The organism is Pseudomonas sp. ML96, assembly GCF_000761545.1.
Lineage (GTDB): Bacteria > Pseudomonadota > Gammaproteobacteria > Pseudomonadales > Pseudomonadaceae > Aquipseudomonas.
On the sequence record NZ_JPMY01000007.1, the window covers coordinates 19,855 to 42,455 of the forward strand.

19 protein-coding genes and 1 tRNA gene are annotated in these 22,601 nt (G+C 65.7%); 18 read left to right on the forward strand and 2 right to left on the reverse strand.

The genetic code is table 11. The features are described 5' to 3' along the window. Positions 1-73: 73 nt before the first annotated feature. From accD to IP89_RS05580, 6 genes are all read left to right on the forward strand, one after another. Entirely contained in the window at positions 74-949 is an 876-nt protein-coding gene (accD, locus tag IP89_RS05555) for an acetyl-CoA carboxylase, carboxyltransferase subunit beta (protein ID WP_043308269.1), read from the forward strand. Continuing rightward, on the forward strand, positions 946-2,244 hold the full coding sequence (gene folC / locus IP89_RS05560; protein ID WP_043308271.1) for a bifunctional tetrahydrofolate synthase/dihydrofolate synthase: 1,299 nt from the start codon (positions 946-948) through the stop codon (positions 2,242-2,244). Before accD ends, folC begins: the two co-directional genes overlap by 4 nt. Then, the gene (locus IP89_RS05565) at positions 2,228-2,842 is read left to right on the forward strand and encodes an SPOR domain-containing protein (protein WP_043308273.1); all 615 of its coding nucleotides are present in this window, start codon (positions 2,228-2,230) and stop codon (positions 2,840-2,842) included. The genes folC and IP89_RS05565 overlap by 17 nt, the downstream gene beginning before the upstream one ends. Positions 2,843-2,934: 92 nt before the next feature. Continuing rightward, entirely contained in the window at positions 2,935-3,498 is a 564-nt protein-coding gene (locus IP89_RS05570; protein ID WP_043308275.1) for a CvpA family protein, read from the forward strand. Positions 3,499-3,530: 32 nt separating this feature from the next. Continuing rightward, complete coding sequence (gene purF / locus IP89_RS05575; RefSeq protein ID WP_043308277.1) at positions 3,531-5,036, forward strand: amidophosphoribosyltransferase; 1,506 nt, start codon at positions 3,531-3,533, stop codon at positions 5,034-5,036. Between the two features lie 14 nt (positions 5,037-5,050). Next, positions 5,051-6,262, forward strand: a complete 1,212-nt coding sequence (locus tag IP89_RS05580; RefSeq protein WP_043308279.1) for an O-succinylhomoserine sulfhydrylase — start codon at positions 5,051-5,053, stop codon at positions 6,260-6,262. 44 nt (positions 6,263-6,306) lie between these two features. Here the strand turns inward: IP89_RS05580 and gspD are convergent, their stop codons facing one another. Then, positions 6,307-8,262, reverse strand: coding sequence for a type II secretion system secretin GspD (gene gspD / locus IP89_RS05585; RefSeq protein ID WP_052080968.1), 1,956 nt, complete (start codon positions 8,260-8,262; stop codon positions 6,307-6,309). Continuing rightward, positions 8,259-8,918: a type II secretion system protein N gene (locus IP89_RS05590; RefSeq protein ID WP_052080969.1), complete on the reverse strand. Its 660-nt coding sequence runs from the start codon at positions 8,916-8,918 to the stop codon at positions 8,259-8,261. The genes gspD and IP89_RS05590 overlap by 4 nt, the downstream gene beginning before the upstream one ends. A gap of 276 nt (positions 8,919-9,194) precedes the next feature. Here IP89_RS05590 and IP89_RS05595 point away from each other — a divergent pair, with 276 nt between their 5' ends. The 12 genes from IP89_RS05595 to IP89_RS05650 all read left to right on the forward strand — a co-directional run bounded on the left by IP89_RS05595 (position 9,195) and on the right by IP89_RS05650 (position 22,529). Then, a complete protein-coding gene (locus IP89_RS05595) occupies positions 9,195-11,825 on the forward strand; it encodes a LuxR C-terminal-related transcriptional regulator (protein ID WP_043308281.1) in 2,631 nt (876 codons plus the stop codon). A gap of 145 nt (positions 11,826-11,970) precedes the next feature. After that, positions 11,971-14,712 (forward strand): peroxidase family protein, encoded by a 2,742-nt coding sequence (locus IP89_RS05600; RefSeq protein ID WP_043308283.1) that lies wholly within the window; start codon positions 11,971-11,973, stop codon positions 14,710-14,712. 224 nt (positions 14,713-14,936) lie between these two features. Then, complete coding sequence (gene gspE / locus IP89_RS05605) at positions 14,937-16,448, forward strand: type II secretion system ATPase GspE (protein WP_052080970.1); 1,512 nt, start codon at positions 14,937-14,939, stop codon at positions 16,446-16,448. Further along, positions 16,448-17,662, forward strand: a complete 1,215-nt coding sequence (gene xcpS / locus IP89_RS05610; protein WP_043308284.1) for a GspF family T2SS innner membrane protein variant XcpS — start codon at positions 16,448-16,450, stop codon at positions 17,660-17,662. The genes gspE and xcpS overlap by 1 nt, the downstream gene beginning before the upstream one ends. Positions 17,663-17,667: 5 nt before the next feature. Further along, positions 17,668-18,093, forward strand: a complete 426-nt coding sequence (gene gspG, locus IP89_RS05615; protein WP_043308286.1) for a type II secretion system major pseudopilin GspG — start codon at positions 17,668-17,670, stop codon at positions 18,091-18,093. Between the two features lie 6 nt (positions 18,094-18,099). Next, entirely contained in the window at positions 18,100-18,624 is a 525-nt protein-coding gene (gspH, locus tag IP89_RS05620; protein ID WP_043308288.1) for a type II secretion system minor pseudopilin GspH, read from the forward strand. Further along, a complete protein-coding gene (gene gspI, locus IP89_RS05625) occupies positions 18,621-19,010 on the forward strand; it encodes a type II secretion system minor pseudopilin GspI (RefSeq protein WP_043308290.1) in 390 nt (129 codons plus the stop codon). Before gspH ends, gspI begins: the two co-directional genes overlap by 4 nt. After that, on the forward strand, positions 19,007-19,708 hold the full coding sequence (gene gspJ, locus IP89_RS05630) for a type II secretion system minor pseudopilin GspJ (protein WP_043308292.1): 702 nt from the start codon (positions 19,007-19,009) through the stop codon (positions 19,706-19,708). The genes gspI and gspJ overlap by 4 nt, the downstream gene beginning before the upstream one ends. After that, positions 19,705-20,658, forward strand: coding sequence for a type II secretion system minor pseudopilin GspK (gspK, locus tag IP89_RS05635; RefSeq protein WP_043308294.1), 954 nt, complete (start codon positions 19,705-19,707; stop codon positions 20,656-20,658). Before gspJ ends, gspK begins: the two co-directional genes overlap by 4 nt. After that, positions 20,655-21,797, forward strand: a complete 1,143-nt coding sequence (gene gspL, locus IP89_RS05640) for a type II secretion system protein GspL (RefSeq protein WP_043308296.1) — start codon at positions 20,655-20,657, stop codon at positions 21,795-21,797. Before gspK ends, gspL begins: the two co-directional genes overlap by 4 nt. Beyond that, a complete protein-coding gene (locus IP89_RS05645; RefSeq protein ID WP_052080971.1) occupies positions 21,794-22,306 on the forward strand; it encodes a type II secretion system protein M in 513 nt (170 codons plus the stop codon). The genes gspL and IP89_RS05645 overlap by 4 nt, the downstream gene beginning before the upstream one ends. A gap of 147 nt (positions 22,307-22,453) precedes the next feature. Further along, a tRNA-Val gene (locus IP89_RS05650) sits at positions 22,454-22,529 on the forward strand. Positions 22,530-22,601 lie beyond the last annotated feature (72 nt).

Sequence of the window (22,601 nt, forward strand, 5' to 3'; positions counted from 1 at the left end):
CGAAAGCCGCCCACGGCCTGAATCAGATTCGCCCGGGCCTCTGAGGGCCCCGCAACAGCTACGGAGAGTAAGCATGAGCAACTGGCTGAGAGAAAAACTGATCCCCTCGATCATGCGTTCCGAGGTCAAGAAGAGCTCGGTGCCTGAAGGGCTTTGGCACAAGTGCCCATCCTGCGATGCCGTGCTCTATCGCCCAGAGCTGGAAAAGACCCTGGATGTTTGCCCCAAGTGCAACCACCACATGCGCATCGATGCGCGCGCCCGTCTCGACCTGTTCCTCGATGAAGAGGGCCGTGAGGAGCTGGGTACCGAGCTGGAACCGGTGGATCGCCTGAAATTCCGCGACAGCAAGAAGTACAAGGATCGTATTGCCAGCGCGCAGAAAGAGACCGGCGAGAAAGATGCCCTGATCTCCATGAGCGGCAAGCTGCAGGGCATGCCGGTGGTCGCCTGTGCCTTCGAGTTCAGCTTCATGGGCGGTTCCATGGGCGCCGTCGTCGGTGAGCGCTTCGTGCGCGCTGCCAATGTGGCTCTGGAAAAGCGCTGCCCGCTGGTGTGCTTCGCCGCCTCCGGTGGTGCGCGCATGCAGGAGGCGCTGATCTCGCTGATGCAGATGGCCAAGACCAGTGCTGTGCTGGCCCGCCTGCGCGAGGAAGGCATCCCGTTCATTTCTGTGCTGACCGACCCGGTCTACGGCGGCGTTTCCGCCAGCCTGGCCATGCTCGGCGACGTGATCGTCGCCGAGCCGCGCGCGCTGATCGGCTTCGCCGGCCCGCGCGTGATTGAGCAGACCGTGCGCGAGAAACTGCCGGAAGGCTTCCAGCGCAGCGAGTTCCTCCTCGAGCATGGCGCCATCGACATGATCATCCACCGCAGGGACCTGCGTCCGCGCCTGGCTCGACTGCTGGCGCAGCTGCAGCACCTGCCCACTCCCGCGGCTAGCGCATGAGTCGATCCCTCGCCGACTGGCTGAGCTACCTGGAGCAGCTGCACCCCAGCGCCATCGACATGGGCCTGGAGCGCTCCCGCGAGGTTGCTCGCCGGCTCGGCCTGGGCAAGCCGGCACCGCTGGTGATCACGGTCACCGGCACCAATGGCAAGGGTTCCACCTGTGCCTTCCTGGCGTCCCTGCTGCGCGAGCAGGGGCTCAAAGTCGGCGTCTACAGCTCGCCACACCTGCTGCATTACAACGAGCGGGTGCAGCTGCAGGGGCGCGATGCCTCCGATGCAGAGCTTTGCCGGGCCTTCGAGGCCGTCGAAGCCGGGCGCGGCGAAATCTCCCTGACCTATTTCGAGATGGGCACCCTGGCGGCGTTCTGGCTGTTCGAGCGCGCGGGGCTGGACGCTGTGGTCCTGGAGGTCGGCCTGGGCGGGCGCCTCGATGCGGTCAACCTGGTCGACGCCGACCTGGCGCTGGTCACCAGCATCGGCATCGATCACGCCGACTGGCTGGGTGACACCCGTGAGTCCGTAGCGTTCGAGAAGGCCGGCATCCTGCGCCAGGGCAAGCCGGCACTGTGTGGCGATCTGGATCCTCCGCTGCCGCTGCTGCAGAAAGTGGCTGAGCTGGACTGCCCGCTGTTCCTGCGTGGCCGCGATTACGACCTGGCGCTGGGCGAGGGCGGCTGGCACTGGCGTGGCCTGACGGCCGAGGGGCTGCTGCTGGAGCTGCACGATCTGCCGCTGCTGGACCTGCCGATGGAAAATGCTGCGCTCGCCCTGCAAGCCTATGCGGTGCTGGGGTTGCCCTGGCAAGCCGAGCGCCTGACCGCTGCGCTGCGTGCCACGCGGGTTACCGGGCGCCTGGATCGGCGCGAACTGAGCTGGCAGGGCAAGAATCTGCGGCTGCTGCTCGATGTCGGGCACAATCCGCATGCCGCCGAGTACCTTGCCACTCGCCTGGCCGTGCGACCGCTCAAGGGCCGGCGTCTGGCGGTCTTCGGCCTGCTGGCGGACAAGGATCTGCCCGGCGTATTGGCGCCCCTGCAGCTGGATATTCAAAGTTGGGCCGTAGCCCCGCTGGACAGCCCGCGTACGCGTCCTGCCGGTGAGCTCGAGGCTGCCTTGCGCAACCACGGCGCCGATGTGCGCGCCTGCTCCAGCGTTGCCGAGGCATTGCTGGTACAGTGTGGCCAGGCGAGCGAGGACGATGAGATTCTCGTGTTCGGATCTTTCTATTGCGTGGCCGAGGCCCTGGAGTGGCTCGGCCAACAGGCGGAGGCAGGTAATGGCAGTGCTGGATAAGGGGCTCAAGCAGCGGGTCGTCGGCGCATTGGTGCTGGTGGCTCTAGCGGTGATCTTCCTGCCGATGCTGTTTTCCCGCGAGGACGAGCTGCGTCAGGTGGTGGTCGATGCTCCGGCCATGCCGGACAAGCCGAGCATGCCCGAGGTGGCGCTGGAGCCGGTAGTCGTGCCGGAGCCGGTAGCCGAGGACGAGGTGCCGCCAGTCGAGCCGGTGCCGCAGACGCCCAGCGAGCCGATTGCCGCGCCGGCCCAGCCTACTGCAGTGCCGCAAGCCCAGACTCAGGCCAAGGTCGAGGCGCCCAAGCCAGCGGCTGCCGCGGCGGAGCAGAAGCCGGTCAGCGGGCTGGATGCCAACAATCTGCCGGTCAGTTGGTCGGTGCAGCTGGCCAGCCTGTCCAGTCGCGCCGGTGCCGAGAAGCTGCAGCAGACCCTGCGCAGCAGCGGCTACAACGCCTACATTCGCAGCTTCGATGGCATGAACCGGGTCTTCGTCGGCCCGGTGATCGAGCGCGCCGAGGCCGACCGCCTGCGTGATCTGCTCAATCGCCAGCAGAATCTCAAGGGCTTCGTGGTGCGTTTCCAGCCGGAAAACGGCTGATTCCTTCTATCACGCCCATATAGCGGTCCCGGCTTACCCGGCCGGGCACGCTCTGTTAGAATTCGCCGCCTTTCCCGTCTGTAGGCAGCAACGTGGCATTCTCTTGGGTCGATTGGGCGATCATCGCCATCATCGCCATCTCCAGCTTGATCAGCCTGCGCCGCGGCTTCTTCAAGGAGGCCTTGTCGCTGCTGACCTGGATCATCGCCGGTGTCGTCGCTTGGATGTTCGGTGGCGCCCTGGCGCAGCACCTGACGGATTTCATCGAGACGCCGTCGATGCGCGTCATCGCGGCCTGCGCCATTCTCTTCGTGGTGACCCTGCTGGTCGGGGCGCTGATCAATTTCCTCATCGGTGAGCTGATCCGGGTAACCGGCCTATCGGGCACCGATCGTTTTCTCGGCATGGTCTTCGGCGCGGCGCGCGGGGCTCTGCTGGTGGTGGTACTGGTGGGGCTGGTGAGTCTGGCGCCGGTACAGCAGGATCAATGGTGGCAGCAGTCGACCCTGTTGCCGCATTTTCTGATGGTGGCGGACTGGTCGAAGAATATGATTCTGAGTCTGACCAGCCAGTGGCTTGCCAGCGGCATCACGGATACACCCGGATTGCCGTTCAAAGAGATTCTCCCGCAGCCTAAACTGCCCGAGAGCCTGTAGTTTCCCGATTCACATCACAGAGGTTGCGTCACATGTGCGGCATCGTCGGTATCGTCGGTAAGTCCAACGTCAATCAGTCCCTGTATGACGCCCTTACCGTGCTCCAACATCGCGGCCAGGACGCTGCCGGCATCGTCACCAGCTACGACGGGCGACTGTTCCTGCGCAAGGACAACGGTCTGGTGCGCGATGTCTTCCAGCAACGCCACATGCAGCGCCTGGTGGGCAGTGTCGGCATCGGCCACGTGCGCTATCCCACCGCCGGCAGCTCCAGCTCCGCCGAGGCGCAGCCGTTCTACGTCAACTCGCCGTACGGCATCACCCTGGCACACAACGGCAACCTGACCAACGTCGAGCAGCTGTCGCGCGAGATCTACGAATCCGATCTGCGCCATGTGAACACCAATTCCGACTCGGAAGTGCTGCTCAACGTGTTCGCCCACGAGCTGGCGGTGCGCAACAAGCTGCAACCCACCGAGGAAGACGTGTTCGCCGCCGTTGCCGGCGTGCATGCCCGTTGCCGTGGTGGCTATGCCGTGGTGGCGATGATCACCGGTTACGGTGTGGTCGGCTTCCGCGACCCGCATGCAATCCGTCCGATCGTCTTCGGCCAGCGCCACACCGACGAAGGAGTGGAGTACATGATCGCCTCCGAGAGCGTCGCCCTCGATGTGCTCGGCTTCAGCCTGATCCGCGACCTGGCCCCGGGCGAAGCGGTGTACATCACCGAAGACGGCAAGCTGCACACCCGCCAGTGCGCGCAGAACCCGCAGCTCAAGCCGTGCATCTTCGAACACGTCTACCTGGCTCGTCCTGACTCGATCATGGACGGTGTTTCGGTGTACAAGGCGCGCCTGCGCATGGGCGAGAAGCTGGCCGAGAAGATCCAGCGCGAGCGCCCGGATCACGGTATCGACGTGGTCATCCCGATTCCGGATACCAGCCGTACCTCCGCCCTGGAGCTGGCCAACCAGCTGGGCGTGAAGTTCCGCGAGGGCTTCGTCAAGAACCGCTACATCGGCCGTACCTTCATCATGCCGGGTCAGGCTGCGCGCAAGAAATCGGTGCGCCAGAAGCTCAACGCCATCGACCTGGAATTCCGCGGCAAGAACGTGATGCTGGTGGACGACTCCATCGTGCGCGGCACCACCTGCAAGCAGATCATCCAGATGGCCCGCGAAGCTGGCGCCAAGAACGTCTACTTCTGCTCCGCCGCCCCGGCCGTGCGCTACCCGAACGTGTACGGTATCGACATGCCGAGCGCCCATGAGCTGATCGCCCATGGCCGCAGCACCGAGGAAGTGGCCGAGCTGATCGGCGCCGACTGGCTGGTGTACCAGGATCTGGACGACCTGGTTGAGGCGGTCGGTGGCGGCAAGATCAAGATCGAGCACTTCGACTGCGCGGTGTTCGACGGCCAGTACGTTACCGGCGACGTCAACGAGGCCTACCTGAACAAGATCGAGCAGGCGCGCAACGACGCGGCCAAGGTTCAGGTACACACCGCCAGCGCCATCATCGATCTGCATAACGACTGAGCAGGGGAGCTGTTATGAGCCAGGAATGGGAAGCCGGCAGGCTGGATAGCGACCTCGACGGCGTCGGTTTCGACACCCTGGCGGTGCGTGCCGGCCAGCGTCGCGGGCCTGAGGGTGAGCATGGCGAAGCCATGTTCCTCACCTCCAGCTACGTGTTCCGCAGCGCCGCCGATGCCGCCGCGCGTTTTGCCGGCGAGCAGCCGGGCAACGTCTACTCGCGCTACACCAACCCGACCGTGCGCGCCTTCGAGGAGCGCATCGCCGCGCTGGAAGGCGCCGAGCAGGCGGTAGCGACCGCTTCCGGCATGGCCGCCATCCTGGCCATCGTCATGAGCCTGTGCAGCTCCGGCGACCATGTACTGGTATCGCGCAGCGTGTTCGGCTCGACCATCAGTCTGTTCGAGAAGTACCTCAAGCGCTTCGGCATCGAGGTGGATTACCCACCGCTGTCCGATCTGAGTGGCTGGGAAGCGGCCTTCAAGCCCAACACCAAGCTGCTGTTCGTCGAGTCGCCGTCCAATCCGCTGGCCGAGCTGGTGGATATCACTGCTCTGGCCGAGATCGCCCATGCCCATGGCGCGCTGCTGGCGGTGGACAACTGCTTCTGCACCCCGGCGCTGCAACAGCCGCTGAAGCTGGGTGCGGACATCGTCATGCACTCGGCGACCAAGTACATCGACGGCCAGGGCCGTGGCCTGGGCGGTGTGGTCGCCGGTCGCAAGGCGCAGATGGAGCAGGTGGTCGGTTTCCTGCGCACTGCCGGTCCGACCCTCAGCCCGTTCAACGCCTGGATGTTCCTCAAGGGCCTGGAAACCCTGCGCGTACGTATGCAGGCGCAGAGCGCCAGCGCACTGCAGCTGGCGCAGTGGCTGGAAGGGCAGGCGGGTATCGACAAGGTCTACTACTCCGGCCTGAGCAGCCACCCGCAGCACGAGCTGGCCAAGCGTCAGCAGAGTGCCTTCGGTGCGGTGGTCAGCTTCGAGGTTTCGGGTGGCAAAGAGGCGGCCTGGCGTTTCATCGACGCGACACGGGTCATCTCCATCACCACCAACCTGGGCGATACCAAGACCACCATCGCCCACCCGGCGACCACCTCCCACGGTCGCCTGTCGCCGCAGGAGCGGGCCAATGCCGGCATCCGCGACAACCTGATCCGCGTTGCGGTGGGGTTGGAGGACATCGCCGACCTCAAGGCCGATCTGGCCCGCGGGTTAGCCACGCTCTGAAACGAAAACGCCGCTCGATGAGCGGCGTTTTTCATTTCTGTCTCTTATTCCGTCTTGTCGCGCAGGTCGATGGCGGCTGCGCCCGGTTTGTCGAACAGGCGCACGGCGTCGCCCGGCAGCTGGCTGTTGCCGTCTTCGTCGGCGCCCAGCACGCTGATGTCGTTGTATTTCTTGCCCGACAGCGTGGCCATGCCGGCGCGGTCACGGACGATGGTCGGGCGCAGGAACACCATCAGGTTGCGCTTGATGTGGGTGTCCTTGGTCGAGCGGAACAGCCGGCCGAGGAAGGGGATATCGCCGAGCAGCGGTACCTTGGAGTCGGTGCTGGTGACGTCGTCCTGGATCAGGCCGCCGAGCACGATCACCTGGCCGTCGTCGGCCAGGATCACGCTCTTGATCGAGCGCTTGTTGGTCACCAGGTCCACCGCCTGCGAATTGACCCCGGTGCTGGGGGCGATGGAGGAGATCTCCTGCTCCACTTCCAGGCGCATGGTGGCGCCGTCGTTGATGTGCGGGGTGACCTTGAGGGTCACACCGATATCCTCGCGCTCGATGGTGGTGAAGGGATTGCTCGAGCCGGAGGCGTCGGTGGTGTAAGAACCGGTCTGGAACGGCACGTTCTGGCCCACCAGAATCTCCGCCTCCTGGTTGTCCAGGGTCAGCAGGCTCGGCGTGGACAGCAGGTTGCTCTTGCTGTTGGCGGAGAGGGCGGTAATCAGCGCGCCGAAGTTCTCGGTGCCGATGCCGATGATCGCGCCGTCCGGCAGGGTCACGTCGTCCGGAATCTCGTCCTCCTGCATGGCGCGCAGCACGGTGCCTACCGACAGGCCGGTGTTGCCGAAGTTGACCCCGCCCAGGCCGCCGGTGCCGCCGCGGGCGTCCACCGCCCACTGCACGCCGAGGGCGTCGCTGATGTCGCCGGAGATCTCGACGATGGCCGCCTCGACCATCACCTGGGCACGCGGTACGTCGAGGTTGCGTACGATTTCTTCCAGCGTCGCCACGGTGTCCGGATCGGCCAGCAGGACCAGGGCGTTGAGGCTCTCGTCGGCGCGAATCAGGATGTTCTGCGGTTTGCTGCTGGTGGTTTCGCCGCCCTCAGGCGTCTTCAGGCCCTCGGAGATGTCGCCGAGGGTCTCGGCCAGGCTCTTGGCGTCGCTGTGGCGCAGGCGGATCACCCGGGCGTTGGCCGAGCGCGTGCTGGGGATGTCCAGCGAGCGAGCCAGGTTGGCCAGGCGCTGGCGCGCAGCGGGCGGGCCGAGAATGATCAGGCGGTTGGTGCGCGCGTCGGCGATCACGCGGGTGCCGGCGCCGTCCTTGCGTTCGTTGCGCATCACCGCGTTGTTCAGCGCCTCGGCGGCGTCCAGCACCCAGGCGTATTGCAGATTGATCACGTTGTAGTCGCCGCCGCCTTGGGCGTCGAGGTCGTGGATCAGCTGGCGGATGCGTTCGATGTTGGCGCGGCGGTCGCTGATGATCAGCGCATTGGAGGCGGATACCGCCGCCAGGTGGCCGTTCTGCGGCACCAGCGGGCGGATCAGCGGAATCAGCTCGTTGACCGAGGTGTGCTGCACCTGGATCAGCTCGGTCTGCATGTCGTCCGGGGCACTGCGGCTGCTATTGGCGGCGCTGCGCGCCTCGGTCACCGGCACGATGCGCGCCTGGTCGCCCTGGGCCAGCACGCTGAAGCCGTGGGTGCTCATCACCGAGAGGAACAGCTGGTAGACCTCTTCCAGACCCAGCGGGGTCTTGGAGATCACCGTGACCTGGCCCTTGACCCGTGGGTCGACGACGAAGGTCTCGCCGGAAATTTCCGCCACCTGGTCGATGAAGTCGCGGATGTCGGCGTCCTTCATGTTGATGGTCCAGGTCTCGGCGCCCTGGGTGACCTTCGCCGGTTCGGCGGCGTAGGCCACGGGCAACGGCGCGGCCAGGCAGCTGGCAGCCAGCAGCAGGGCGAGGGGCAGGCGTTTGGGCGACAGGAGCTTGTGATCGGTCATGGGCTTTCTTCGACTTCCAATGCGTCCGGCTGCGGCATGTCGCCATCGCCTTCCATGCGTTGTTGAAGGTTCTGGATGCGTTCCTGCAGAGCCCGTACGTCCTCGTCCTGCAGTTGTTCCAGCTGTTCGGCGGTAGGCTCCATCGGCGCGTTGTCCGAAGGGGCGAAATGGGGTGTCAGCGATGACTGGCGGATGGCCGGGAAGCGCAGGCTTTCTTCGTTGCCGCCACGGTCGAGGACCACATGGTCCTTGTGCACCGCATGCAGGCGGGTGCTGGCGTTGACCTCGGCGCCCACGGTGACGCGCTTGGGCTTGTCGCCGGCGATCTGGATGATGGCGGTGGAGCGCTGTGGGTCCGGGTTGACGAAGCTGGCCAGCAGGGTCATCTGCTGCTTGGTCGGCGGCGCATTCTGCGCACTACCGGGCGGCAGCGCCGGCGTGCCGAACAGATACTGCAGGCGCTGCAGCGAGACCGGCTGGCGCTCGTTGCTGGCACTGGAGGTGGGTTCGCTGGGGGCTTCGCTGCGCAGGAAACGCAGCAGATCGACGCTCTGCTGGGTCAGGCTGAGGGTGATCAGCAGCACCACGAGCAGACAAAGGCCGGTCACACCGTGGCGTTGCAGCCAGGCGGGAAGGCGAATGCTGATGGCGCTCAAGACATATATCCCCCGGTGTTCTTCTTATTCTGCGTGCGAGCTCTGACTGGCTCGCATCGGGCCGGCCCATACTCTGCGGGCGCTGCCAACCTTAACGCAAGTCCTCTGGCTGTCGCTCTTTCGCGTGATCCATCTGCGTGCTGGTGCACTTTTGCCGTATATCGCGCCGCGAACGAAAGCGTGAAACGTTTCGAAACTTCTTCCATCTGAGTGGTTATCATCGGCCGCCATGTGCTTCCCGTTCAACAATAAAAATAAGCCTGACGGATCACTGCAATGGAAGATCGCAAGCCGCCTACCCCGGCTCCCGCGGGTTTTGTCCGTGAGGAGTTGCTGGAACTGCTCGATCATTGCGAGCACTTTCCCCTGACCGTGTTGCTGGCGCCCGCAGGCTCCGGCAAATCCACCCTGTTGGCGCAATGGCAGGCGAGCGATCCGGCACGCAGTGTGGTGCATTGCCCACTGCAGGCGCGTGACAACGAGCCGGTACGTTTTTTTCGCCACCTCGCCGAGGCCATCAGGACGCGGGTCGAAGACTTCGACGTGTCCTGGTTCAATCCGTTCGCGGCCGAGATGTATCAGGCGCCGGAAGTGGTCGGCGACTACCTTGCCGACGCTCTCAATCGTATCGATGGCGACCTGCGCATCGTTCTCGACGACTTCCAGTTCATCAGCCAGCCCACCATCCTCGAAGTGCTCTCGGCCATGCTCGAGCGCCTGGCCGGGGCTACCCGGGTGATCATCTCCAGCCGCAACCATCCGGGCTTCTCGCTGAGCCGGCTGAAGCTGGAGAACAAGCTGCTGAGCATCGACCAGCACGACATGCGCCTGTCGGCCGCGCATATCCAGCAACTCAACAGCCATCTGGGCGGCACCGATCTCAGCCCGGCCTATGTCGACAGCCTGATGGCGATGACCGAGGGCTGGATGGCCGGGGTCAAGGTGGCGCTGCTGGCCTATGCGCGCTTCGGCACCGTGGCGCTGGAGCGCTTCAACGGCAGCCAGCCGGAAATCGTCGACTACTTCGGCCATGTGGTGCTCAAGCGCCTGTCGCCGCAGATGCACGACTTCCTGCTCAGCTGCGCGCTGTTCGAGCGCTTCGACGGCGAGCTGTGCGATCAGGTGCTCGAGCGCAGCGGCTCGGCGCTGCTGCTGGAGGAGCTGGCGGCGCGCGAGCTGTTCCTGCTGCCGGTGGGCGAACAGCCCGGTAGCTACCGCTATCACGCATTGCTGCATGACTTTCTGGCCAAGCGCCTGGCACTGCACAAACCGCAGGAGCTACCACAGTTGCAGCGCCGCGCGGCGATGTTCTTCCACGCTCGGGGTGACTTCGATCAGGCGCTACAGCATGCCCAGCGCAGTGGCGACCAGGCGCTGTTCCACTGCCTGCTGGAGGAGGCGGGCGAGCAGTGGGTACGCCGCGGCCACTTCGCCGAGGTGCTGAAGTGGCTGGAGCCGCTCGGCGAGGACGAGCTATGCGAGCAGCCACGCCTGCTGGTGCCGATGACCCTGGCGCTGACCCTGTCGCGGCGCTTCCACCAGGCGCGCTATTGCGTCGATGACCTGGCCGCGCGCTGCGTGGGCCGGCCGGGGCTGGACGAGCCGACCCGCCAGCTGCTGGCGCTCAATCTGGAGTTGTTCCAGCACGACCTGGCCTTCGATCCTGGCCAGCGCTGGCAGGGCCTGCTGGCGCCTGGCATCAGTTCGGATGTGCGCGCCCTGGCGCTGACCATCCTGGCCTACCACCACCTGATGCATGGTCGCCTGGAGCAGTCGATCCAGCTGGCGCTGGAGGCCAAGGCGCTGCTGGCACGCACCGGGCAGCTGTTCCTGGAGAGCTACGCCGACCTGATCATCGCCCTGTGTAACCGCAATGCCGGGCGCGCCACCAGTGCGCGCAAGGACGTCTGCCTGGACTATCAGCGCACCGAGCGTTCCTCGCCAGCCTGGCTCAATCGCGCCACGGCCATGGTGGTGGCGCTGTACGAGCAGAACCAACTGGCTGCGGCGCAGCAGCTGTGCGAGGACCTGATGGCCATGGTTACTTCGTCCTCGGCCACCGAAACCATCGCCACCGTGCACATCACCCTGTCGCGCCTGCTCTATCGGCGCCAGTCGCAGGGGCGCGCCGGGCGTCTGCTGGAGCAGCTGTCACGCATCCTGCAACTGGGCAACTACGCGCGTTTCGCCAGCCAGGTGACGCAGGAGAGCATGCGCCAGGCCTATCTTGATGGCCGGCCGGCGGCGCTGGATGCTCTGGCCCAGCGTCTGGGCATCGAGGAGCGCCTGGCCGCCGGCGAGTGGGAGAAGGTGCGCGACTATGACGAATGCTGGGAGCGCTGCGGCCTGGCCGCCGTCTACTGGCTGGTGATGCGCGGCGCACAACCGCGCGCCTGCCGCATTCTCAAGGTGCTGGCGCAGTCACTGCAGAAGAGCGAGATGAAGGCGCGCGCCCTGGTGGTGGAGGCCAACCTGCTGGTGCTGAGTGCGCCGCAGTTGAGCGAAGAGGAGCAGATCGGCGCGTTGCTGCAGCTGGTCGAGCGCTTCGGCATCGTCAACATCAACCGCTCGGTGTTCGACGAGGCGCCCGGCTTCGCCGAGGCGGTGTTCGGCCTGTTGCGCTCGGGTCGCCTGCAGGTGCCGGAGGCCTACAGCGAAGCCTATGCCGAGTTTCTTTTGGCCGAGAGCCTCGCGCCGGCCACACCGAGCGACCCGCTCAGCCTGCTGACCGACAAGGAGGCGGAGATCTTCGCCTGCCTGCTCAAGGGGCTGTCCAACTCGGAGATCAGCGCCACTACGGGCATCGCCCTGTCCACCACCAAGTGGCACCTGAAGAACATCTACTCGAAGCTCAATCTCTCCGGCCGTACCGAGGCCATTCTCGCCATGCAACAGCGCGGCGCCTGAGCACCTGCCTGACCGACGGTAGCCCCGATTCCCGTTCCCCCCTCCTGCGGGAGGGGGGAGGGGGGCGCGCAAATCCCTAATCTCCCGCCAGCCGGAAAACCGGCATTCAACCGTATTAGTACAAGAAGAATCGGGAGATAACGCCATGTCTGTTTGGGTCACATGGCCGAGCTTGGTCAAGTTCGGCACTCTGGGCATCTACGCCGCCCTGATCTCACTCGCGCTGGAGCGCGACGTGCTGTTCAAGGAAAACCTGTTCGACGTTGACAACCTGCCTGCCGCCAACGCCAAGATCACCTGTGACGCGCGCAGCCAGGTGGCGCGGACCGAGGACGGTACCTGCAACATCCTCGCGAACCCTGCCGAGGGCTCCGTCTACCGCCGCTTCGGCCGCAACGTGAACCCCGCCGTGACCCATGGCGAAACCGAATCCGACACCCTGCTCAGCCCCAACCCGCGGGAAGTGAGTAACGTGCTGATGGCCCGTGGCGAGTTCAAGCCGGCGCCCAGCCTCAACTTTATCGCCGCCTCGTGGATCCAGTTCATGGTCCACGACTGGGTGGAGCACGGCCCCAACGCCGAAGCCAACCCGATCCAGGTTCCGCTGCCGGCCGGCGACGTGCTCGGCTCCGGCACCATGTCCGTACGCCGCACCCAGGCCGACCCGACCCGTACCGCCGCCGAAGCCGGCAAGCCGGCCACCTACCGCAACCACAACACCCACTGGTGGGATGGTTCGCAGCTGTACGGCAGCAGCAAGGAAACCAACGACAAGGTACGTTCCTTCGTCGACGGCAAGCTGAAGATCAACCCGGACGGCACCCTGCCGACCGAGTTCATCAGCGGCAAGCCGATCACCGGCTTCAACGAGAACTGGTGGGTCGGCCTGAGCATGCTGCACCAGCTGTTCACCAAGGAACACAACGCCATCGCCACCATGCTCAAGCAGAAGTACCCGGGCAAGGATGACCAGTGGCTGTACGACCATGCGCGCCTGGTCAACGCCGCGCTGATGGCCAAGATCCACACCGTGGAGTGGACCCCGGCGGTGATCGCCAACCCGGTGACCGAGCGTGCCATGTACGCCAACTGGTGGGGCTTGCTGGGCTCCGGTCCGAACCGCGACAAGTACCAGGCCGAAGCACGCATGCTGCAGGAGGACCTGGCCGGTTCGAACTCCTTCGTCCTGCGCATCCTCGGCGTCGACCCTACCAACGTCGGCAGCTCGACCATCTCGCATGCCCTGAGCGGCATCGTCGGTTCGACCAACCCGAACAACTACGGCGTGCCCTACACGCTGACCGAGGAGTTCGTCGCGGTGTACCGCATGCACCCGCTGATGCGCGACAAGGTCGACGTCTACGACATCGGCTCGAACAGCATCGCGCGCTCGGTAGCGCTGCAGAACACCCGTGACCGCGACGCCGAGAACCTGCTCAACGGCGAGCATCCGGACCGCCTGTGGTACTCCTTCGGTATCACCAACCCGGGCTCGCTGACCCTCAACAACTACCCGAACTTCCTGCGCAACCTGTCGATTCCGCTGGTCGGCAACATCGACCTGGCGACCATCGACGTACTGCGTGATCGTGAGCGTGGCGTGCCGCGCTACAACGAGTTCCGCCGCGAGATCGGCCTCAACCCGATCACCAAGTTCGAGGACCTGACCAAGGAACCGACCCTGCTGGCCAACCTCAAGCGCATCTATGGCAACGACATCGAGAAGATCGATACCCTGGTCGGCATGCTGGCCGAAACTACCCGTCCGGACGGCTTCGCCTTCGGCGAGACGGCCTTCCAGATCTTCATCATGAACGCCTCGCGCCGCCTGATGACCGACCGCTTCTTCACCAAGGACTACCGCCCGGAGATCTACACCGCCGAAGGCCTGGCCTGGGTCGAGAACACCACCATGGTCGACGTGATCAAACGTCACAATCCGCAGCTCGACAGCAGCCTGGTGGGCGTGCAGAACGCCTTCAAACCCTGGGGTCTGAACATTCCGGCCGACTACCAGACCTGGCCGGCCAAGGCCAAGCAGGACAACCTGTGGGTCAACGGCGCCATGCGTACTCAGTACGCCGAGGGCCAGGTGCCGCCGCTGGAGGGCATCAACACTTCGGCCCTGCTGGCCAACACCCTGTGGAAGAAGGTGCGTGAAGAGAGCGACGTGGTGCCTGCTGATTACGAGAAGGGTATGCACCAGCGTGGCGTGATGGCCAAGGTCAAGTTCAACCCGGTCGCCGGCAACCCCTACACCGGCCTGTTCCAGGGCTCGGATAACGGCCTGCTGCGCCTGTCGCTGGCAGCCGATCCGTCTGGTGGCAGCGTGCAGCCGGGCATGGCCTGGAAGGCCTTCGTCGATGGCAAGCCGTCGCGCAACGTCTCGGCGCTGGCCAGCTGGAGCGGCCAGGGGCAGAACTACAACTTCTTCGCCAACGAGATGTCGCAGATCGTCCTGCCGGAAGGCACCGACAACTTCGGCCTGCAGGTGCTGTTCGCCGCCGTCACGCTGAAGCCGACCCAGCTGCGGGTCGACGACATGGCTGAGGTCACCCAGACCGGCCAGGCCGTGACTGCGGTCAAGGCGCCGACGCAGATCTACTTCGTGCCGAAGCCGGAAGTGCGCAACCTGTTCTCCACCGCGGCGCACGACTTCCGCAGCGATCTGGTGACGCTCAACGCCGGCACCAAGCTGTACGACGTCTACGCCACCTCGATGGAGGTGAAGACCTCGATCATCCCGTCGATCAGCCGCACCTACGCCCAGCAACGCCGCAGCAGTGCGGTGAAGATCGGCGAGATGGAGCTGACCTCGCCGTTCATTGCCTCGACCTTCGGTGACAGCGGGGTGTTCTTCAAGCACCAGCGCAGCGAAGACAAGTAACACAAGCCTGTTAGAAAGAACCCCGGCCTGCGCCGGGGTTCTTTTTTTCGTCCCGACGTGCGGTCGCGATGAATTTCATCCCAGGTTGTCGTTCGAATGTTGGAGCTGCGAAATCAGCACTGCAGATTCCGTGGAAATCCGTTAATTTGGCTCTCCAGTCGTGCCATAGAACAACAATAAGACAACAGCTAGATGGATCTTCTGTTTCAGGAACGGGCCCGCACATGTCCATCGATACCCATGCCGCACTAGCGGTCCCGGCAGAGCCGCCGTTGCGTTCCCTGCCATTTGCCTTCGCTAAGCGCCACGGTGTGCTGCTGCGCGAGTCCTTCGGCGAGCCGCAGTTGCAGGTGCGGCGCGGCGCCAGCCTGACGGCCGTGCAGGAAGCCCAGCGCTTCGCCGGTCGAGTATTGCCGCTGCACTGGCTCGAGCCCGAAGCCTTCGAGCAGGAACTGGCCCTGGCCTACCAGCGTGATTCCTCCGAAGTGCGGCAGATGGCCGAGGGCCTCGGTGCCGAACTCGACCTGGCCAGCCTGGCCGAACTCACCCCCGAATCCGGCGACCTGCTCGAGCAGGAAGACGATGCGCCAATCATCCGCCTGATCAACGCCATTCTCAGTGAGGCGATCAAGGCCGGCGCTTCTGACATCCACCTGGAAACCTTCGAGAAGCGCCTGGTCGTGCGCTTCCGCGTCGACGGCATCCTGCGTGAAGTGATCGAGCCGCGCCGCGAACTGGCCGCGCTGCTGGTGTCGCGGGTCAAGGTCATGGCGCGTCTGGATATCGCCGAGAAGCGCGTACCGCAGGACGGCCGCATCTCGCTCAAGGTCGGCGGCCGCGAGGTGGATATCCGCGTCTCGACCCTGCCGTCGGCCAATGGCGAGCGCGTGGTACTGCGTCTGCTGGATAAACAGGCCGGGCGCCTGTCGTTGCAGCACCTGGGCATGAGCGAGCGCGATCGCCACCTGCTCGACGATAACCTGCGCAAGCCCCACGGCATCATCCTGGTCACCGGCCCCACCGGCTCGGGCAAGACCACTACTCTGTACGCCGGCCTGGTCACCCTGAACGATCGCTCGCGCAACATCCTCACGGTGGAAGACCCGATCGAGTACTACCTCGAAGGCATCGGCCAGACCCAGGTCAACCCGCGGGTGGACATGACCTTCGCCCGCGGCCTGCGCGCCATTCTGCGCCAGGACCCGGACGTGGTGATGGTCGGTGAAATTCGCGACCAGGAAACCGCCGATATCGCGGTACAGGCCTCGCTGACCGGCCACCTGGTGCTGTCCACCCTGCACACCAACAGCGCCGTGGGTGCCGTCACCCGCCTGGTCGACATGGGCGTCGAGCCGTTCCTGTTGTCTTCGTCTCTGCTCGGCGTACTGGCCCAGCGTCTGGTGCGCGTGCTCTGCCCGCATTGCCGCGAGGCGCGTCCGGCCGACGAGGCCGAGTGCAACCTGCTCGGCCTTGATCTGCAGAGCCAGCCGATGCTCCATCACGCCAAGGGCTGCCCGGAGTGCCACCAGCAGGGCTACCGCGGGCGGACCGGTATCTACGAACTGGTGATCTTCGACGACAAGATGCGCACCCTGGTGCACAACGGCGTCGGCGAGCAGGAACTGCTGCGCCACGCCCGCAGCCTTGGCCCGAGCATCCGTGATGATGGCCGGCGCAAGGTGCTGGAAGGGGTGACCACCCTGGAAGAAGTCCTGCGCGTGACCCGGGAAGACTGATGGCCGCCTTCGAATACATCGCACTGGACCCCAAGGGCCGCCAGCAGAAGGGCGTATTGGAGGGCGACAGCGCCCGCCAGGTGCGCCAGCTGCTGCGTGACAAACAGCTGTCGCCGCTGCAGGTCGAGCCGGTGCAGCGCAAGGAGGAGGGCACCTCTGGCGGCTTCAACCTGCGTCGTGGCCTGTCGGCCCGCGACCTGGCCCTGGTCACCCGTCAACTGTCGACCCTGATCAGCGCCGCGCTGCCCATCGAGGAGGCGCTACGCGCCGCTGCAGCACAGTCGCGCCAGCCACGCATCCAGTCGATGCTGCTGGCGGTGCGTGGCAAGGTGCTCGAAGGCCACAGCCTGGCCAAGGCCCTGGCGACTTATCCTGCGGCTTTCCCCGAGCTGTACCGCGCCACGGTGGCGGCTGGCGAGCATGCCGGTCATCTCGGTCCGGTGCTGGAGCAGTTGGCCGACTATACCGAGCAGCGCCAGCAATCGCGGCAGAAGGTGCAGATGGCACTGCTCTACCCGGTGATCCTGATGCTTGCCTCGCTGGGTATCGTCGGCTTCCTGCTCGGCTACGTGGTGCCGGATGTGGTGCGGGTGTTCGTAGATTCCGGGCAGACCCTGCCGGCGCTGACTCGCGGGCTGATCTTCCTTAGCGAACTGGTGAAGGCCTGGGGTGTGGTGGTCATCATTCTCGCCGTGCTTGCCGTGTTCGCCTTCCGCCGCGCGCTGCGCAATGAAGACCTGCGCCGGCGCTGGCATGCGTTTCTACTGCACGTACCGCTGGTTGGTGGGCTGATCGCCGCCACCGAGACGGCGCGCTTCGCCTCGACCCTGGCCATTCTGGTGCGCAGCGGTGTGCCGCTGGTGGAGGCGCTGAGCATCGGCGCCGAAGTGGTGTCCAACCGCATCATCCGCAGCGATGTGGCCAACGCCACCCAGCGCGTGCGCGAGGGCGGCAGCCTGTCGCGCGCCCTGGAGGCCAGCCGGCAGTTCCCGCCGATGATGCTGCACATGATCGCTAGCGGCGAACGCTCGGGTGAACTGGACCAGATGCTGTCGCGCACGGCGCGCAACCAGGAGAACGACCTGGCGGCCACCATCGGCCTGCTGGTGGGGCTGTTCGAGCCGTTCATGCTGGTGTTCATGGGAGCGGTGGTGCTGGTGATCGTGCTGGCCATCCTCCTGCCGATTCTTTCTCTGAACCAACTGGTGGGCTGATAGTGATGAACAAGCAACAACGCGGTTTCACCCTGATCGAGATCATGGTGGTGGTGGTCATCCTCGGCATCCTCGCCGCGCTGGTGGTGCCACAGGTGATGGGCCGCCCGGACCAGGCCAAGGTCACCGCGGCGCAGAACGACATCCGCGCTATCGGTGCGGCCCTGGACATGTACAAGCTGGACAACCAGAACTACCCGAGCACCCAGCAGGGCCTGGAAGCGCTGGTGAAGAAGCCTACCGGCAACCCACCGGCAAAGAACTGGAACGCCGAGGGCTACCTGAAGAAGCTGCCGATCGACCCCTGGGGCAACCAGTACCTGTTCCTCTCGCCAGGCACCCGCGGCAAGATCGACCTCTACTCGCTGGGCGCCGATGGCCAGGAAGGTGGCGACGGTACCAACGCCGATATCGGTAACTGGGATCTCTGATTCCCAATGCGAGCCGCGCGGGGCTTCACCCTCATCGAGTTGCTGGTGGTACTGGTCCTGCTCGGCGTGCTGACCGGCCTCGCCGTGATCGGCAGCGGCCTGGCCAGCAGCCCTGCGCGCAAGCTCAATGACGAGGCAGAGCGGCTCAACGGCCTGCTGCGTGTGCTGCTCGACGAAGCGGTGCTGGACAATCGCGAGTACGGCGTGCGCTTCGAGACGCACAGCTACCAGGTGCTGCGCTATGAGCCGCTGAAGTCGCGCTGGGAGCCGCTGGACGCCAAGGTCTACGAGCTGCCGGATTGGATCCAACTGAGCATTGAGGTGGAGGACCAGAGCGTCGGCCTGCCGAGCCCCAAGGGCGACAAGGACAAGTCGGCGTCCAAGCCGCCGCAGTTGCTGATTCTCTCCAGTGGCGAGCTGACGCCTTTTACTCTGCACCTGGCCGGCGGCCGTGAGCGCGGCGCGCCGGCGTTGTCGCTGGTCAGCGACGGCTTCGTCGCACCGGAACTGAAGCAGGAGAAGGGGCGGTGAGGCGTGCTCGTGGCTTCACCCTGCTCGAAGTGCTGGTGGCCCTGGCCATCTTCGCCGTGGTCGCCGCCAGTGTGCTCAGCGCCAGTGCGCGTACCCTGAAGACCGCAGCCCGCCTGGAAGAAAAGACCTTCGCCACCTGGCTGGCGGACAACCGCCTGCAGGAGCTGCAACTGGCCGATGCGCCGCCCTCCGAGGGCCGCGAGCAGGGCGAGGAGACCTACGCCGGTCGGCGCTGGCTGTGGCAGACCGAAGTGCAGACCACCAGCGAGCCAGAGATGCTGCGCGCCACCGTGCGTGTCGCACTGCGCCCCGAGCGCGGCCTGCGCGGCAAGATCGAAGACAATGCGTTGGTCACCCTGAGCGGTTTCATCGGGGCGGAACCATGAGGCAGCGCGGTTTCACCCTGCTGGAAGTGCTGATCGCCATCGCCATCTTTGCCCTGCTGGCCATGGCCACTTACCGCATGCTTGACAGTGTGCTGCAGACCGATCGCGGCCAGCGCCAGCAGGAACAGCGCCTGCGCGAGCTGACCCGGGCCATGGCCGCCTTCGAGCGCGACCTGTTGCAGGTGCGCACACGGCCGGTGCGCGATCCGCTGGGTGACCCACTGGCCTCGCTGCGCGGCGACAGTGGCCGCAACACTCAACTGGAGTTCACTCGCAGCGGCTGGCGCAATCCGCTCGGCCAGCAGCGCGCGACGCTGCAGCGAGTACGCTGGCAGCTCGAAGGCGAACGCTGGCAGCGTGCTTACTGGCCGGTGCTGGATCAGGCCCAGGACAGCCAGCCGCGGGTGCAGCAGGCGCTGGACGGGGTCACCCGTTTCGAGCTGCGCTTTCTCGATCTGGAGGGCCGCTGGCTGCAGAACTGGCCACCGGCCAACAGCAGCGCCGATGAGGCGCTGACTCAGTTGCCCAAGGCCATCGAACTGACCATTGAGCACCGCCACTACGGCGAACTACGCCGCATCTGGCGCATGCCGGAGATGCCACAACAGGAGCAGGTGACGCCGCCGGATGGCGAGGACGGTGGCGAGCTGCTGCCGGAAGAGCCGGCTCCCGACACGAGTGAGGTGCCGACAACGTGAGGCGCGAGCGTGGCGTGGCGCTGATCACCGTGTTGCTGGTGGTCGCCCTGGTGACGGTGATCTGCGCGGCGCTGCTGATGCGCCAGCAGTTGGCCATCCGCAGCACCGGCAACCAGTTGCTGGTGCGCCAGGCGCAGTACTACGCGGAGGGGGGCGAGCTGGTGGCCAAGGCCTTGCTGCGCCGCGACCTGGGTGGCGAGCAGGTCGATCACCTGGCCGAGCCCTGGGCCAACCCCGCGCTGCGTTTCCCGCTGGACGAGGGTGGCGAGCTGCGCCTGCGTATCGAGGACCTCGCCGGGCGCTTCAATCTCAACAGCCTGTCCGTCGGTGGTGAGGCCGGCGAGCAGGCTCTACTGCGCCTGCGCCGCCTGCTGCAGCGCCTGCAGCTGAGCCCGGCCTATGCCGACCGCCTGCAGGATTGGCTGGATACCGACCAGGATCCCAGCGGCATGGCCGGTGCCGAGGATGACCAGTACCTGCTGCTCAAACCGCCGTATCGCACCGGACCGGGGCGCATGGTCGACATTTCCGAGCTGCGCCTGCTGCTGGGCATGAGCGAGGTCGACTACCGGCGCCTGGCGCCTTTCGTCAGCGCGCTGCCGAAGGATGTGGAGCTCAATGTGAACACCGCCAGCGCCCAGGTGCTGGCCTGCCTGGCCGACGGCATTCCCGATGCGGCGCTGAAGGCGGTTGTCGAGGGACGCGGTCGCACCGGCTATCGCGACCTCGGCGCCTTCACCCAGCAGCTCAGCGCCTATGCGGTGAGTGCCCAGGGGCTGAGCACCACCAGCCAGTATTTCCGTGTCACCACTGAAGTGCTGCTGGGCGACCGGCGTCAGGTGCTGGTCAGTTATCTGCAACGTGGTAATGATGGGCGCGTCCGTCTGATGGCGCGCGATCTGGGGCAGGAGGGCCTGGCGCCCCCGCCCGTCGAGGAGTCCAAGCAATGAGTCTGCCCACGCTGTTTCTTCCGCCGCAGGCCTGCAACCAGGTGGCCGCCGAGCTGCCGGTCTGGCAGGTCGAGGGCGATATCTGCAGCCAGCTCCCGTTTGCCGAGGCGCTGCCGGCGGCGCAGGCCTGGCGCCTGGTGCTGCCGGTCGAGGCGGTGACCGCCTGCCTGGTGCAGCTGCCGACCACCAAGGCGCGCTGGCTGCAGAAGGCGCTGCCGTTCGCCGTGGAGGAACTGCTGGCCGAAGACGTCGAGCAGTTCCACCTGAGCGTCGGCGGGCAACTGGCCGACGGTCGCCACCGCGTCTATGCGGTGCGTCGCAGCTGGCTGGCCAGGTGGCTGGCGCTGTGCGAGAGCAATCCACCACAGCGCATCGAGGTCGATGCCGACCTGCTGAGCGAGGAGGGCAGCCAGCTGTTCTGCCTGGGCGATCGCTGGTTGCTCGGTGGTAGTGGCGAGGCGCGCTTGGCCCTGCGTGGCGAGGACTGGCCGCAGCTGATCGAGCTGTGCCCGCTGCCACGCGTGGCCTATGTCGCGGCCGGCCAGGCCGCACCGGAAGGTGTCGAGCTTATCCATGAGCTTGCTTCGCCGCTGGCCTGGCTGGCGCGGCAGCGCGCCGAATGCAACCTGGCCCAGGGGCCGTTTGCCCGGCGCGAGTCGTCCGGGCAGTGGCAGCGCTGGCGCCCGCTGGCGGCGCTGGTCGGCCTCTGGTTGGTGCTGCAGTGGGGCTTCAACCTGGCCCAGGGCTGGCACCTGCAGCGTGAGGGCGAGCTCTACGCGCAGGCCAATGCCAGCCTGTACCGCGAGCTGTTCCCCGAGGACAACAAACTGATCAATCTGCGGGCGCAGTTCGACCAGCACCTGGCCGAAGCCGAGGGTGGCGGCCAGCAGCAGTTGCTGCAGCTGCTCGACCAGGCGGCCGCGGCGATTGGCGAGGAGGGCGCGCGGGTGCAGGTGCAGCAGTTGGACTTCAATGCCCAGCGTGGCGACCTCGCGCTCAACCTGCAGGCCAGCGACTTCGCGGCGCTGGAGAGTTTGCGTACGCGTCTGCAGGAGGCCGGACTGGCGGTGGACATGGGTTCGGCGAGCCGGGAAGACAGTGGCGTCAGCGCACGCCTGGTGATCGGAGGTAACGGATGAGTACGCTGGCTGCGCAACTGCGCGGGCATATCGCCAACAACCCACTGGCTGCCCGCTGGCATGGCCTGCCGCCGCGCGACCGCCTGGCCCTGGGGCTGCTCGGTGGCTTCCTGCTGCTGGTGCTGCTGTACCTGCTGCTGTGGCGGCCGGTCAGCCAGAACCTCGATCAGGCGCACAGCTACCTGCAACAGCAGCGCGCACTGCATGCCTACCTGCAGGAACATGCACCGCAGGTACGGGCGCAGCAGGGCAAGCCGCAGGTGAGCATCGACCCGAAGGCGATGCAGGGCCTGGTGACCGCCAGCGCGGCGAGCCAGGGACTGAATATCGAACGTCTGGATAACCAGGGCGATGGTGGCCTGCAGGTGAGCCTGCAGCCGACCGACTTCGCCCGCCTGCTGCGCTGGCTGATCAGCCTGGAAGAGCAGGGTGTGCGGGTCGAGGAAGCGGGGCTCGAGCGTGCGGAGAAAGGTCTGGTAACTACCCGTCTATTGTTGCGCGCAGGCTGACCCGTTGCGCACCGGATTGGGGCCTTCGGCACTCGAATCGGGCAGGGTGGAAAACATCGCAAAACTCGCCGCGAAGAAAAAAATTCAAGCAGGGTGTTGACTTAGGTGAGGGGGGTGCGTAAATTTCGCCACCTCGCAAGGCTACTCGGGTGATTAGCTCAGCCGGGAGAGCATCTGCCTTACAAGCAGAGGGTCGGCGGTTCGATCCCGTCATCACCCACCATGTCTCTTGCGAGAACCGACGCGCAGCGGTAGTTCAGTCGGTTAGAATACCGGCCTGTCACGCCGGGGGTCG

What these genes read in the sequence shown, in the direction of transcription:
- accD (WP_043308269.1), top strand. Translation starts at nt 74, where the DNA reads ATGAGCAACTGGCTGAGAGAAAAACTGATCCCCTCGATCATGCGTTCC.
- gspD (WP_052080968.1), bottom strand. Translation starts at nt 8,262, where the DNA reads ATGACCGATCACAAGCTCCTGTCGCCCAAACGCCTGCCCCTCGCCCTG.
- gspL (WP_043308296.1), top strand. Translation starts at nt 20,655, where the DNA reads ATGAGTCTGCCCACGCTGTTTCTTCCGCCGCAGGCCTGCAACCAGGTG.
- IP89_RS05645 (WP_052080971.1), top strand. Translation starts at nt 21,794, where the DNA reads ATGAGTACGCTGGCTGCGCAACTGCGCGGGCATATCGCCAACAACCCA.
- folC (WP_043308271.1), top strand. Translation starts at nt 946, where the DNA reads ATGAGTCGATCCCTCGCCGACTGGCTGAGCTACCTGGAGCAGCTGCAC.
- gspJ (WP_043308292.1), top strand. Translation starts at nt 19,007, where the DNA reads ATGAGGCAGCGCGGTTTCACCCTGCTGGAAGTGCTGATCGCCATCGCC.
- gspH (WP_043308288.1), top strand. Translation starts at nt 18,100, where the DNA reads ATGCGAGCCGCGCGGGGCTTCACCCTCATCGAGTTGCTGGTGGTACTG.
- IP89_RS05565 (WP_043308273.1), top strand. Translation starts at nt 2,228, where the DNA reads ATGGCAGTGCTGGATAAGGGGCTCAAGCAGCGGGTCGTCGGCGCATTG.
- IP89_RS05595 (WP_043308281.1), top strand. Translation starts at nt 9,195, where the DNA reads ATGGAAGATCGCAAGCCGCCTACCCCGGCTCCCGCGGGTTTTGTCCGT.
- xcpS (WP_043308284.1), top strand. Translation starts at nt 16,448, where the DNA reads ATGGCCGCCTTCGAATACATCGCACTGGACCCCAAGGGCCGCCAGCAG.
- purF (WP_043308277.1), top strand. Translation starts at nt 3,531, where the DNA reads ATGTGCGGCATCGTCGGTATCGTCGGTAAGTCCAACGTCAATCAGTCC.
- IP89_RS05600 (WP_043308283.1), top strand. Translation starts at nt 11,971, where the DNA reads ATGTCTGTTTGGGTCACATGGCCGAGCTTGGTCAAGTTCGGCACTCTG.
- gspG (WP_043308286.1), top strand. Translation starts at nt 17,668, where the DNA reads ATGAACAAGCAACAACGCGGTTTCACCCTGATCGAGATCATGGTGGTG.
- IP89_RS05580 (WP_043308279.1), top strand. Translation starts at nt 5,051, where the DNA reads ATGAGCCAGGAATGGGAAGCCGGCAGGCTGGATAGCGACCTCGACGGC.
- gspE (WP_052080970.1), top strand. Translation starts at nt 14,937, where the DNA reads ATGTCCATCGATACCCATGCCGCACTAGCGGTCCCGGCAGAGCCGCCG.